Annotated in this window: 10 protein-coding genes; 5 read left to right on the top strand and 5 right to left on the bottom strand. The window is 66.0% G+C overall.

Annotation, left to right across the window (positions count from 1 at the left end; all coding sequences use genetic code 11):
* Positions 1-12: 12 nt before the first annotated feature.
* The 5 genes from AC4AMJ_RS20075 to AC4AMJ_RS20055 form a co-directional block, all read right to left on the bottom strand.
* On the bottom strand, positions 13-1,392 hold the full coding sequence (locus AC4AMJ_RS20075) for an NAD(P)/FAD-dependent oxidoreductase (RefSeq protein ID WP_489914268.1): 1,380 nt from the start codon (positions 1,390-1,392) through the stop codon (positions 13-15).
* A gap of 88 nt (positions 1,393-1,480) precedes the next feature.
* Entirely contained in the window at positions 1,481-2,929 is a 1,449-nt protein-coding gene (locus tag AC4AMJ_RS20070) for an APC family permease (RefSeq protein ID WP_489914266.1), read from the bottom strand.
* A 356-nt stretch (positions 2,930-3,285) separates the two neighbouring features.
* Positions 3,286-4,740 carry an aldehyde dehydrogenase family protein gene (locus AC4AMJ_RS20065; protein WP_489899386.1) on the bottom strand — a complete coding sequence of 485 codons (1,455 nt, stop codon included), beginning with the start codon at positions 4,738-4,740 and terminating at the stop codon, positions 3,286-3,288.
* A gap of 32 nt (positions 4,741-4,772) precedes the next feature.
* On the bottom strand, positions 4,773-6,269 hold the full coding sequence (locus AC4AMJ_RS20060; protein WP_489914264.1) for a GMC family oxidoreductase: 1,497 nt from the start codon (positions 6,267-6,269) through the stop codon (positions 4,773-4,775).
* A 239-nt stretch (positions 6,270-6,508) separates the two neighbouring features.
* The gene (locus AC4AMJ_RS20055; RefSeq protein ID WP_489899388.1) at positions 6,509-8,020 is read right to left on the bottom strand and encodes a PAS domain S-box protein; all 1,512 of its coding nucleotides are present in this window, start codon (positions 8,018-8,020) and stop codon (positions 6,509-6,511) included.
* A gap of 146 nt (positions 8,021-8,166) precedes the next feature.
* Here AC4AMJ_RS20055 and AC4AMJ_RS20050 point away from each other — a divergent pair, with 146 nt between their 5' ends.
* The 5 genes from AC4AMJ_RS20050 (at position 8,167) to AC4AMJ_RS20030 (ending at position 12,345) form a co-directional block, all read left to right on the top strand.
* On the top strand, positions 8,167-9,339 hold the full coding sequence (locus AC4AMJ_RS20050) for an acyl-CoA dehydrogenase family protein (RefSeq protein WP_489914262.1): 1,173 nt from the start codon (positions 8,167-8,169) through the stop codon (positions 9,337-9,339).
* Positions 9,340-9,379: 40 nt separating this feature from the next.
* Positions 9,380-9,742, top strand: coding sequence for a hypothetical protein (locus tag AC4AMJ_RS20045; RefSeq protein WP_489899390.1), 363 nt, complete (start codon positions 9,380-9,382; stop codon positions 9,740-9,742).
* 67 nt (positions 9,743-9,809) lie between these two features.
* Positions 9,810-11,087 carry an aromatic ring-hydroxylating oxygenase subunit alpha gene (locus tag AC4AMJ_RS20040; protein WP_489914260.1) on the top strand — a complete coding sequence of 426 codons (1,278 nt, stop codon included), beginning with the start codon at positions 9,810-9,812 and terminating at the stop codon, positions 11,085-11,087.
* Positions 11,080-11,574 carry an aromatic-ring-hydroxylating dioxygenase subunit beta gene (locus AC4AMJ_RS20035; protein WP_489914258.1) on the top strand — a complete coding sequence of 165 codons (495 nt, stop codon included), beginning with the start codon at positions 11,080-11,082 and terminating at the stop codon, positions 11,572-11,574. The genes AC4AMJ_RS20040 and AC4AMJ_RS20035 overlap by 8 nt, the downstream gene beginning before the upstream one ends.
* A gap of 9 nt (positions 11,575-11,583) precedes the next feature.
* On the top strand, positions 11,584-12,345 hold the full coding sequence (locus AC4AMJ_RS20030) for an SDR family NAD(P)-dependent oxidoreductase (protein ID WP_489914256.1): 762 nt from the start codon (positions 11,584-11,586) through the stop codon (positions 12,343-12,345).
* Positions 12,346-12,360: the final 15 nt, after the last annotated feature.

Here is a 12,360-nt window from a genome sequence, read left to right as displayed (position 1 = left end):
CGGGTGAGATCCTTACCGCAAAGTATCGTCGACCAGTCGTGCGCGATCGGGCTTCAGATCGTTGATGATCTTGCGGGCGTTGGTGATCCCGGATTCGATCGCGCCGTCGACCACGACGCCGTTCCATCCCTTGGCGTAGTCCGCGCCGGCGAAGACCAGTCGGCTGCCGGTGTTGTCGAACTGGGACCAGCCGTGAAAGAACTGACCGGACTTGAGGGTTGCCCAGGTCTGGCCCGACCACTTGTCGGCCACCCAGTCGTGGCCGCCGCAGTCGATCACCGTGAGATCATCGCGCCAGACGTCGATGGCTCGCTGGGCCGAGGCCGTGTCCTCCAGATCGATCGCAGTGTGATCGGAGCCGAATCCGACCAGAATGGTCGCGTCCTCGTCATCGAGGAAGTACTCGCTGCGCAACAACGAGATCGGATGATTGCCGGGTGCGCCGGCGATGATGGAGTGGTGGCCTTGCACCTTGACCCAGATCTTGAAGCCCACCGAGTTGGTGCCCTCGTCGATCACCTTCTGCTGTGATGGGGGAAGAGCTGGTTCGAACTCGATGTTCCCGAGCGCGCCGATCGGGACCGTGACGATCACGGCGTCGGCGGTTGCGACTTCGCCGTCCGCGAACGTGACGTCGACGCCGGTCGCGTGGTGGGCGACGTGGGTGACCGCAGTGTTGAGTTCGACGCTGGTCTGCAGATCTGCGGCGATCGATTCGTAGAGCCCGCGCATCCCTCGTGTGAGCTTGAAACGCAGGGTCTGCTCGTCCATCAATGAGCTGCGATGATCGCTGAGTGCCGCCCAGTGCTTGGCCATCAAGGGTGACGCCGTGGCGGTCGGCCCCTGGTAGCCCGCCGACCAGTAGGAGTCGGCGAGGTCGATCTCCTCCCGGGTGTATCCGCCGTCGCGCAGGCAGTCCAGAACGCTGCCCTCATCGGCACGCCGGAACCGTTCCACGAGTTCGGGATCCGCGGACTCGTCGGCGAGCAGGGCGAACGGATCATGGGGGTATGGGAAGAACTCCCTCGAACCCTCGAAGATCTTGTCCTGCAGGCGGCTCAGGGCCTCATCGAGGTCGTGCTCGGTGCCGTGTCGCACGATTCCATCACTGACCCAGTAGGCGTCGGAGATGTCCGGGCTCGGATAGATCTCCTGGCCGTAGCGGGTGATCTCCGTCCAGATGAACGGCTGCATCCAGTGCACCCAGGTGGCACCCATCTCCAAGGTGTGTCCGCCGAGACGTTCATCGGTCCAGGCACGCCCGCCGATCCGGTCGCGCGCTTCGACGATGCGCACCCGCACCCCGGCGGCCTCGAGCTCGCGGGCGGCGATGAGACCGGAGAAACCGGCCCCGACGATGATGACCGACGGCGCGTGATCGTGAATCGACATTGATTGTTCCTTGCTTGCAGATTGGTATTTCGGAATGGGTACGGCGGAATCCGCGAAACGACGACGGGACAGCGGATTCCGCCGTGGTTCAGGGGGTGTTCGGTGTGACGCCCCGGTTGTCGGAGGTGCGGCGTCGTAGCATCATGCGCCCGCCGAGGACGCCGCCGACGAAGGTGACCGCGACGATGGCGAGGAACAGGTCGGCCAGAATCCTTGAGCCGCCGATCAGCGTGGTGAAGTTGGCGATCACGAGCGCGGTGATGCCGACCAACCCTATGGTGCCGAGCACGGGTGCGATCTTCGTGTGCCACAGACGCTTGTCGACAGTGGACCGGCGGAAGTAGGCGATGATCGCGATGCTGGTGAGCACCATCACCACGAGAATCGCGACGATCGCGACGCCCGCCATCCAGGTGAACAGTTGCAGGACGGGATCGGCCCCGGCCAGCGCGAACGCACCGACGAGGATGAAGGCGGTGGCGGTCTGCAGCAGCGAGCCCTCGTGCGGGGAGCCGTGTTTGCTGTGCACGACCATGAAGCGCTGGGGTGCGAAACCGCTGCGCGACAGGGCAAATGTGTATCGTGCGATGGCATTGTGGAAGGCGAGCAGGGCGGCGAACAGGCTTGTCACCAGCATGACCATCATGATGTCGGCGGCCATCGAGCCGAGGAATCGGGACGTCGCGGTGAACGTGAGGTCAGCGGTGTCGGCTTGTGCTGCGGCCGTGACCTCGTCGCTGCCGAAGGCCACGACCACGGCCCAACTCGCCAGGGCGTAGAGCACGCCGATGGTGATCACCGCGACATAGGTGGCGATCGGTACGGTGCGCTTCGGGTTCTTCGCCTCCTCGCCGTAGATCGCGGTCGCCTCGAATCCGACGAAAGAGCCGATGGCGAACATCAGCGCGATACCCGGGGACCCGGACAGGAACGCCGAGGGGGTGAACGAGACGGTGTCGACGCCGTGCGCGCCACCCTGGGCGAGGACTGCGACGGTGAGGGCGACGATCAAGGCGATCTCCGCGATCAGCAGGACCCCCAACACCTTGGCGCCGAGGTCGATGCTGCGATACCCGAGCACCGCCACGATCGCCATCAGCACGAACGCCCAGAGCCACCAGGGCAATTCGGGTCCGCCGAAGCGGACGACCACACTCTGCAGTGTCGCCGCGGCGAGGCCGTAGATGGCCGCCTGGATGGTGGTGTACGCGAGCAGCGCCAGTGCCGCCGCGCCGAGGCCGGCTGGTCGGCCGAGGCCTTTGGTGACGTAGGCGTAGAAGGCGCCGGTGTCGGTGACCGAACTGCTCATCGCCGCGTAGCCGACGCTGAAGACGAGCAGCACCACCGCGGCGAGGATGTACGCCGACGGGGCGCCGGCACCGTTGCCGATGGCGATCATGACGGGCAGCGAGCCCGCGACCGCCGTCAGCGGCGCGGCCGCGGCGATGACGAGGAAGACGATGCCGGCGACACCGATGGATCCCCGCAACGACGATCGGTTGTCGGGCGGCGATGTGGTCGTGGGGTTCTCGATCATGATTGACCTCTCTCCGAACACATGAGGGGAGTTCATGTGAGCTTCAGGCTGCTGCCACGGCTGTGATTCAACGACTGTAGAACCATGGCGTTGTGATGCAGACTACAGTGCGGGAGTGGGGGCCGGAAGGTCCCAGGGGATCGGGAAAACCTTTACTCGGCTGGTGACGGGACGAAACGCCCGATGGGCGACGTGCGTGTACACGTCGCCCATCGGGGTGGTGGGACCTCGGTCTGGGATCTCGATACGCCGCTCGCAGGCTCGCGGTTACTCGACCGGCGGTTGGGTGGGCAGGCTCGCGGTTACTCGACCGGCGGTTGGGTGGGCAGGCTCGCGGCTACTCGACCGGAGCTGGTTCACAGAACGACGGTGACCGTCTTCGTCTCGGTATAGGCGAGGATGCCCTCGTAGCCGAGCTCGCGACCGACTCCGCTGGCCTTCACGCCGCCCCAGGGCAGCTGGGGAGCCAGTGGTGACCAGCCGTTGACGCCGATCGCACCGGCCTCCACCTGCGCGGACACACTGTGCGCACGCGACACGTCGCTGGTCCAGACGGTGGCCGACAGACCGTACTGATTGTCGTTGGCCAGCGCGATCGCCTCCTCGTCTGAGTCGAACGGCACCACGACGCCGACCGGTCCGAAGATCTCCTCACGCGCGACGGCCATGTCGTTGCGGCCGGCCAGCACGGTGGGCTCGACGAAGAAGCCCGGACCGTCGGGTGCGGAGCCACCGGCGATCACATCGGCGCCCTCGTCGGCGCCCTTCTTCAGGTAGTCGACGACGCGGTCGCGCTGCCGCTCGTTGACCAGCGGTCCCATGGTGGTCGCGGGATCGAACGGATCACCGATGACCTGTGCCTGTGCGGCACCCTTGAGGCCGTCGAGGACGGCGTCGTAGACATCACGATGCGCGAGGATGCGGGTGCCCGCGGCGCACACCTCGCCTTGGTTGAAGAACAGGCCCATCGCACTGCCCTGGATCGCGGCCTCGAGGTTGGCGTCGGCGAAGATGATCTGCGGTGCCTTGCCGCCGAGTTCGAGCGCCGTGCGCTTGAAGTTCGTCGCGGAGTTGCGGAGGATCGCGCGTCCGGTCTCGGTGGAGCCGGTGAACGAGATCTTCTTGACTCCGGGATGCAGCGACAGCGCCTCGCCCGCGACCTTGCCGATGCCGGGGAGCACGTTCACGGTGCCGGCAGGGAACCCGGCTTCGTCGATGAGCTCCGCGAGCCGCAGGATCGACAGTGACGCATCCTCGGCGGGCTTGATGATGACGGTGTTCCCACAGGCCAGGGCCGGAGCGAGCTTCCAGCCGAGGATCATCAGCGGCGCGTTCCACGGCACGATCGCGGCGACCACACCGAGCGCCTCGCGCCGGGTGTACGCGTGGGTGGGTGCCGGCCCGCCCATGTAACCGTCGTTCGCGATCTGCTCGCCGTTGATCTTGTCCGCCCATCCGGCGTAGTACCGCAGGGTCCCGATCAGATTCGGGATCATCAGCGCCGCACTGGCACCGACGGGACGCCCCATGTCCAGCGACTCCAGCGCGGCGAGCTGCTCGAGGTCACGCTCGACGAGATCGGCGAGCCGGTTGAGCAGGACGCCCTTGCGCGACGGGGCCAGGGCACCCCACTCGCCCCGGAAGGCCGCGGTCGCCGCGGCCACGGCCGCGTCGACCTCGTCGGCGTTCGCGGCGCCGAGTTCGGCAAGCGCGGCGCCGGTCGCCGGGTTGAGGGTGGTGAAGGTGTCACGGGCGTCGCGCCATTCGCCACCGATGAACAGCCCGGTGTGAAGGTTGGAAATGTCGATCATTGCGGATACTCCTTGCTGATGCGGGTTGAGGATCAACCCGCGGTGATCAGTTCTGCTGCTCGTTCGGCGATCATCGCGGTGGGTGCATTGGTGTTGCCGGTGGTGACCATCGGCATCACCGAGGCGTCGGCGACCATCAGGTTCGCGACTCCGGTGACGTGCAGATCCGGCGACACGACGGCACCGGCGTCCGTGCCCATCCGGCAGGTGCCTGCCTGATGGTGGTAGGTGTTGACCGCGCGTCGCACCCACGCCTCGATGGCCTCATCGGAGTCGTCGACCTCCGGTCCGGGCAGGACCTCGTGGGCGCCCCAGGCCTCCGCGAGCGCAGCCTGCCGACCAACCTCACGGCATTGACGCACCGACCGGATGAGGGCGTCGAGATCGCGACGGTCATCGAACACATTGAAATCGATGACCGGAGATGCCGTGGGGTCGGTCCCCGACAGCGTGACACTGCCCGCGCTGTGTGGCCGGATGAGACCTGCGTGCAGAGTGAATCCCGATGTGGGGCCGGTCATTCCCTCGTCGTAGTAGAAGGGGATGCTGAAGTTGATGGGTTGGGTGTCCGGGACCGGCAGGGACGGGTCGCTCTTCCAGAACCAATGTGTCTGGGTGACGGGCTGGAACGGTTGCGGCGGATCGATCGGCCTGCCGGTCCCGAAGATCACCGGGACCAGGAAGTGATCCTGCAGGTTCTTCCCGACCCCGGGGACGTCGGCGACCACCTCGATGCCCAGGGCCTCGAGCTCGGCGGCCGGGCCGATCCCACTGCGCAGCAGGATGCTCGGCGAACCCAGGGCGCCGGCGCACAGCACCACGCGGTCGGCGCGCAGCTCTCGGGACACACCGCCTTGGATCACCCGGACCCCGACCACTGCTCCGTCGATGACGACGAGCGAGTCGATGAGCGCATCGAGTTCCAGTGTGAGCTTCGGGTGGTCGAGGACCGGGCGCATGTACGCCGCCCACGTCGACAGCCTCTTGCCGTCGCGCAGGTTGAGTTTCATCCGCGACGCCCCCTCCTGATCGCCGGAGTTGTAGTCGGCGTTGAGGGGCAGCCCCCATGAGACCGCTGCGTCGAGGATCGCCTGCTGGATGGGGGCGAGTTCGGGCTCCACCGTGTCGATGAAGCCCTCGTCACCCAGACCCCGTTCGATCTGCTTGAACAGCGGGGCAACCGATTCCCAGTCCCACCCTGAGTTACCGGCAGCCGCCCACTGGTCGTAGTCCCACGGGGACCCGTGCACCCAGATGGTGCCGTTGAGCTGGTTGGAGCCCCCCACCACCTTGCCGCGGGGCACGTGCAGTTTCCGGCCGAGTGCGTTCGCCTGCGGCGACGAGAAGTATCCCCAGTCCTCCGGGCCGAGCCACAGCTCGCCGACACGGGACATGTCGTGGACGGCCGGGTTGGTGTCGAGTCCGCCCGCTTCGACCAGGGTCACGGTGTGTCCGGCATCGAGCAGACGACGGGCGATCACCGATCCGGCGGTGCCGGAGCCGAGCACGAGAACGTCGGGGGTGGGCATGGATCCTCCTGTATCTGCACCGCTCGACATCCTCGCGGTCCCGATCGCGGCTCGCGCGGGACGCGTCATGAAAGACGCTGTCGAAAGCGAGGTTTCGTCAGCGGTGCGGTTGACGGTTGGCGACGCCGTTGTCGGTGCAGATCAACCTATCCAGCACGGTCGCCGCCGAACACCCCGATGTTGCCAACGCTGCACTACAGAAACCTTTAGGGCGTCCCGACAGTCGGAGTGGCCCGCCGTCACACCGAGGGTGGCGTCTCGACCAACGGGAGAGACACCCGCGCCGTCGTTCCACGAGGCTCGTTCGGCAGATACTCGATCGAACCGCCGTGGCGTTCCACGATGTGTTCGGAGATGATCAGGCCGATACCCGAACCGTCTTCCTTGGCGGAGAAGGCACCTGACGCGAGTCGGTCCGACGGAGCGGCGCCGGCGGCGTCACTCATGCCTCTGCCCTGGTCACGGATGCAGACGAAGGCCGTGCCGTCGGCCGTTCCGGTTTCGACCGCGAGTTCCTTGATCTCCGTCGTGGGACGCACGATCTCGTCGATCGCGTTGACGCACAGGTTGATGATGACCTGGCCGATGAGGACACTCTCACCCTGGACCGGCAGGGTGCGCTCGGGGATGTCCGCGAAGACCCGTACACCCTGTTCGGCGGCCCGCAGGCGCACGAAATACAGGCTTTCCCGAACAGTGTCGTTGAGATCCATGAGCACCGAGGTGCTCTCGATGCGCCGGACGTAGCGCTTGACCGACGTCACGATGTCGGCGGCCCGGTGGAGCTGCTTCTCTATCTGATCGATGCCGTAGGACAGGCTGCGGGCGTCGACCGTCTCCGCGGAGAGGCGGTTCTTGAGCCCGCTCAGATAGTTGGTGGAGGCGGCCAGTGGCTGGCCCAGCTCGTGCGCGAGGATCATCGCCATGTCACCCATGGCGTGATAGCGGCTCAAGTACTGAAGATTGGCCTCCTGATAGGCGTTTCGACGTTCCCACTCGACGCGGTCGGTGACGTCGCGGACGGTCAGCACCCGCGACCGCATGCCGTCGTGATCGACGATCTCCAACTCGCCGGCGAGCCATGCCGTGGTGCCGTCGTCCTTGACGATCGCCTGCTGGACCGTGACCGAGCCGGCACCGGTTTCGAGCCGCTGCACGACCTGCTCATCGGTCAGCCGGGGTTCGCATTTGCCGAGGTCCTCCAAATGCACGCCGGACAGTTCCGCGGGCGTGCGGCCGAACAGCTGCGCGGCAAGAGGGGAGATGTCGTCGATGCAGTTGTCGTCGTCGAGCAGGACGATTCCCGCGGCGGTGTGGGTCATGATCCGCTGCAGGGACTGCGACACCCAGCTGAGTTCCTCCTGCAACTCGACCTCTTCGGAGATGTTGCGGAACTCCACCATCACGACCGGCCCGTCCTCACAGGTCACGAGGGTGGCACGGGCATCGGTCAAGAAGTCGGTGCCGTCCTTGGTCCGGTACTTCCACTGCTTGCGACTCGAGCCGTGCACCACGGCCGACTGCAGCCAGGCGACGCCCACCTCCCGCCGGTAGGCGCGTTCCTGTGCGCTCATGTGATGCGCCTTGAGTGGCTTCAACTCTTCGAGGGTGAAGCCGAACATGCGGCATGCGGCGGGATTGGCCCACAGGATGTTCTTCGAGCTCGCCTCGTGGATGAGGATGCCGGTCCCCGTGTTGAGGACCATCTGTTCGAAATCGCGGCGTGTCGGGAACAACGCATCGCCTCCCATCTGACGAAACCTCAGCATAGGCCGCTCGGGTGGGCGCGAAGGTAAGGAATTGCTTAGCCGTCGCGTGGGAAATCCCGATACCGGCGATCGCCGGCGGTCCATAGTGTAACGCCCATAAGGATTCTCGAATCTGAATGGAGAGACTCATGACCACGCAGAGCATGACCGATCGGGTGGTCGCGGAACCGGCGGGACCGGCGCGCGCGGCCGCGTTCGATCAGGCACTCGAGGTGCTCCGCGATCGGCGGGACGAGTTCAACGCGCAGCGTTATGTTCCGCGCGAGTTCATCGCCCTGCTCAAGCGGGCGGGAATGTACCGCGCGTCGACCCCCGCGGCGTTCGGCGGTGAGCCGTTGCCGCCGTCGACATTCATGAAGATGGTCGAGCAGATCTCGGCGGTGGATCCCGCGACCGGGTGGGTGTCGAGCTTCGGTTCGTCGCTGGTCTACTTCGCGGCGCTGCCGGTCGAGACGCAGCGCACGATCTACGCCGTCGGCCCCGACGTCGCCTACGCCGGTGGGTTGTTCCCGATGCAGGAGGCCGAGAAGGTCGACGGCGGCTACCTGTGCACCGGGGTGTGGCAGTTCGCCAGTGGGTGTCGCGGAGCGGACATCCTCGGCATCGGATTGGCAGGCGGGCCCGAGACGGCCGGCAAACCCCTGACCGCCCTGGTCGATCCGAGCGACGTGGAGATCCTGGACAACTGGGATGTCGCGGGCATGAAAGCGACCGGCTCCCACGCGATTCGGGCGGACCGACTGTTCGTCCCGGAGGAGATGACCTTCGTCCGTGGTGGTCCGGCACAGATCGACGAGCCACTGACCCGCTACCCGTCGCTGGCCTACGCCGCGCAGGTGTTGGCAGTGGTGACCCTCGGCGCGGCGCGGGGTGCACTCGATTACGCCACCGAGGTCGGGGCCGCGCGGACGTCCATCACCGGTGGTGCCAGCAAAGGCAACCGGCCTGCCTACAAGAGCGGGCTGGCCGAGGCCGAAGCCGAACTACGCTCGGTACGGGCGTTCTTCTACGACGCCACGGACGAGGTGTGGCAGAAGGCAGTCGACGAGACACCGCTCACCACCGAGGACCTCGCTCTGCTTCGCCTGAGCGCGACGCACGCCGCGCACGTCGGCCGCCGGGTCGTCCTGCGGGCGTTCGACCTCGCCGGCACCGGCGCCATCTACGAGACCCACCCCCTGCAGCACTTCCTGCAGGATGCGCTGGTCCCGGCGCAGCACGCGATGCTGCAGACCAACACCTACGAGGCGGCGGGGGCCTTGCTCCTGGGCCTCGACGCGGGTATCCCCAGCTTCCCCTGACCGGCCACCGGCACCCACACCACACTGAGGAGGAGTCCCCATGGCCAGCGAGCCGCTCCGCACGATGTTCTGTATCGGCAACAACCAGAACTTCTTCGACCTGCCCAAAGCCGAGATCGGCCCCGTGTGGGTCGGGATCTCCACGATGCTGTCGACCTTGAAAAACATGGACGGCGTCGACATCATCGGCACCTTCGACGACGATGCGCACATGGTCGGCCCCTCGGACGGCTGGCCGTGGACCTGCTACGTCCTCGCCGACGTCCGCGATCAGCCGACCGTACGTGATGCGTGCAATCTGCTGCGTACCACGATGATCGGTGAGTACGCGCTCTGGAAGTACTTCAAGATCGAGGCCCGGATGGGTCGCGAACTGACCATCCGCGACGACGTCGAACTCTGACCGTCCACGCCACCGCCGGGCACGTCGACACGCTCGGCCGCAGCGACAACGAACAAGGAACGCGCACATGACCACCATCGAACGGCCCACCCGGGCGTTTGCCGATCTGGCCGAGAAGGACCGGGTCGCCGGACAGCTCTACACCGACCCGGAGATCTTCGCCGAGGAGATGACGAAGATCTTCCATCGCACCTGGGTGTGGGTCGCGCACGAGAGCGAGGTGCCCGAGGCGGGCTCCTTCAAGACCACGCAGGTCGGCGACCAGCCCGTGATCGTCACGCGAGATCGCAAGGGCAACTTCAACACTCTGCTCAACCGATGCCGGCACCGCGGCGCCACGGTCTGCGACCAGCGCAGCGGCAAGGCCAACGGCTTCACCTGCCCGTACCACAACTGGTCGTACACCCTCGACGGTCGGCTGCGCGGCATCCCGTACCCGGACGGCTACGAAGGGGTCGTCGAGAAGAACGATTTCCCGCTGCAGAAGCTCCGCACCGAGAGCTATCTCGGGATGATCTTCGCGACCTTCAACGCCGAGGCCGAGTCGCTCGAGGACCACCTCGGTGACGCCAAGATCTGGATGGAACGCTTTCTCAAGCAGTCCAACGGTTTCCCCACCAAAGTGCTCGGGACACACAAGTTCCGGTTCAAGGGGAACTGGAAGATCCAGCTGGAGAACACCACCGACGGCTACCACTTCCCGATGGTCCACAAGTCGTGGATGGCATCGGTCGACGCGGAAACCGCCAACATGATGTCGTTCATGGACGACCCGTCCGCCGAGACACACGCGCTGGGGAACGGACATTCGGTGGCGATCATGGCCGCGGCGCACGCCGACCTCGACGTCGACAGCGGCGATGAGGAGATCCAGCCGCGCTTCGCCCATCTCGTCGAGGAGCTGACCGAGGCCGGCGAGAGCCCGGAACGGATCCGTCGGTACATGCGGTCGATGCACGGCTGTGGTTTCAACCTAAACATGTTCCCCAACATCGCGATGTCGTCGTCGTTCTTCCGTGTGCTGATCCCCATCAGCGTCGACGAGACCGAGGTGTGGCACATGGCCATCGGCATGGACGGCGGACCGGAGAGCATCAACCGCGAGCGGCTGCGCATCCACGAACACTTCCAGGGCCCGTTCGGCTTCGGCAGCCCCGACGACGCCGAGGGCTGGGACCGGGTGCAGATCGGCGCGGGCGGCAACCCCACCATGCCGATCCTGGTGAACCGCGGCGAGAACCGCGAATACCTCACCGAAGAAGGCTGGCCGACTTCGCATGTCACTGACGAGACCGGGATGCGCGAGTCGTACGAGATGTGGAAGAGGATGATGAGCAATGACTGACGTTCTCGCCTTCAGCGACCCGCGGGTACTGCGCGCGATCCAACTCGTCTGGCACGAGGCCGCCGTGCTCGACGCCAAGGACTACCGGACCTGGGAGGACATGTACACCGACGAGGCCCTGTACGTGATCCCGATCGATCCGGACACCGACGATTTCGAATCGTCGCTGAACATGGTGTACGACGACAAGCGGATGCGGCGCCTGCGCGTCGAACGCATGATGCAGGGTTACGCACCCTCGGCGGTCGCGGCCGCACGCACGGTACGCGTCGTCTCGCGGTTCACTGTCGACGAGGTCACCGACACCACGGTCACGTTGCGATCGGCCCAGATACTCAACGCCTTCAAACGCGACAAGTTCTCCACGATCGGCGCCGAGATGACCCACAAGGTCAGCCTCGGCGACGATGGCGACAAGATCGCGCTCAAGGTCGCGCGTCTCATCGACAGCGAAGACGCGGTCAGTGCGTCCGGATATCTCCTCTAGGCGGCCACGATGACATCATCGACCTCATCGACCGCCGGAATCGCGGTCGTCACGGGTGCCGCCGGCGGCATGGGCAGCCACATCGCGCACCGACTGCACGCCGACGGCCACCGGGTGCTGTTGACCGACATCGACGTCGACTCGGCCGCGAGGATCGCCCACGATCTCTCGCCGGACGGTTCCACAGCGCAGGCCGCGACACTGGACGTCGCTCACCGCGAGAACTTCGTGGACACGCTCGCCGAATGCGAAAAGATCTGGGGAACACCGACGATCCTGGTCAACAACGCGGCGATGACCCAGGCGGCAGATCTGATGACGCTCGGGGAGGACGACTTCACGCGCGTGCTGTCCACCAATGTGAACAGTATCTTCTTCGGCTGTCAGGTCTTCGGCGCGGCGATGGCCGGCCGAGGCTACGGACGGATCGTGAACATGGCGTCGCTCGCCGGCCAGAACGGCGGCACCGCCACCGGTGCTCACTATGCGACCAGCAAAGGCGGAATCCTGACCGCCACCAAGGTCTTCGCGCGTGAGCTCGCCGGGAGCGGCGTCACCGTCAACGCCATCGCACCCGGGCCGCACGACCTGCCGATCGTGAAGGCCACCGTACCGCCGGACCGTCTCGACGCGGTGATCGCCGGTATTCCGGTGGGCCGACTCGGTAATCCGGGCTTCGTCGCCGACATGGTCGGCCTGCTGACCGCCGAGAACGCCTACTTCGTCACCGGTGCATGCTGGGACGTCAACGGCGGACTCTACGTGCGCTGATCCTCACACCCCTTG

The sequence above is a fragment of the Gordonia sp. LMA484 genome, from assembly GCF_058129505.1.
The sequence above is the reverse complement of the archived record's forward strand: the minus strand, read 5'-3'. Positions and strand labels throughout refer to the sequence as shown.

Coding starts and splice junctions, on each gene's coding strand:
- AC4AMJ_RS20075 (WP_489914268.1), bottom strand. CDS start 1,392: ATGTCGATTCACGATCACGCGCCGTCGGTCATCATCGTCGGGGCCGGT.
- AC4AMJ_RS20070 (WP_489914266.1), bottom strand. CDS start 2,929: ATGATCGAGAACCCCACGACCACATCGCCGCCCGACAACCGATCGTCG.
- AC4AMJ_RS20065 (WP_489899386.1), bottom strand. CDS start 4,740: ATGATCGACATTTCCAACCTTCACACCGGGCTGTTCATCGGTGGCGAA.
- AC4AMJ_RS20060 (WP_489914264.1), bottom strand. CDS start 6,269: ATGCCCACCCCCGACGTTCTCGTGCTCGGCTCCGGCACCGCCGGATCG.
- AC4AMJ_RS20055 (WP_489899388.1), bottom strand. CDS start 8,020: ATGGGAGGCGATGCGTTGTTCCCGACACGCCGCGATTTCGAACAGATG.
- AC4AMJ_RS20050 (WP_489914262.1), top strand. CDS start 8,167: ATGACCACGCAGAGCATGACCGATCGGGTGGTCGCGGAACCGGCGGGA.
- AC4AMJ_RS20045 (WP_489899390.1), top strand. CDS start 9,380: ATGGCCAGCGAGCCGCTCCGCACGATGTTCTGTATCGGCAACAACCAG.
- AC4AMJ_RS20040 (WP_489914260.1), top strand. CDS start 9,810: ATGACCACCATCGAACGGCCCACCCGGGCGTTTGCCGATCTGGCCGAG.
- AC4AMJ_RS20035 (WP_489914258.1), top strand. CDS start 11,080: ATGACTGACGTTCTCGCCTTCAGCGACCCGCGGGTACTGCGCGCGATC.
- AC4AMJ_RS20030 (WP_489914256.1), top strand. CDS start 11,584: ATGACATCATCGACCTCATCGACCGCCGGAATCGCGGTCGTCACGGGT.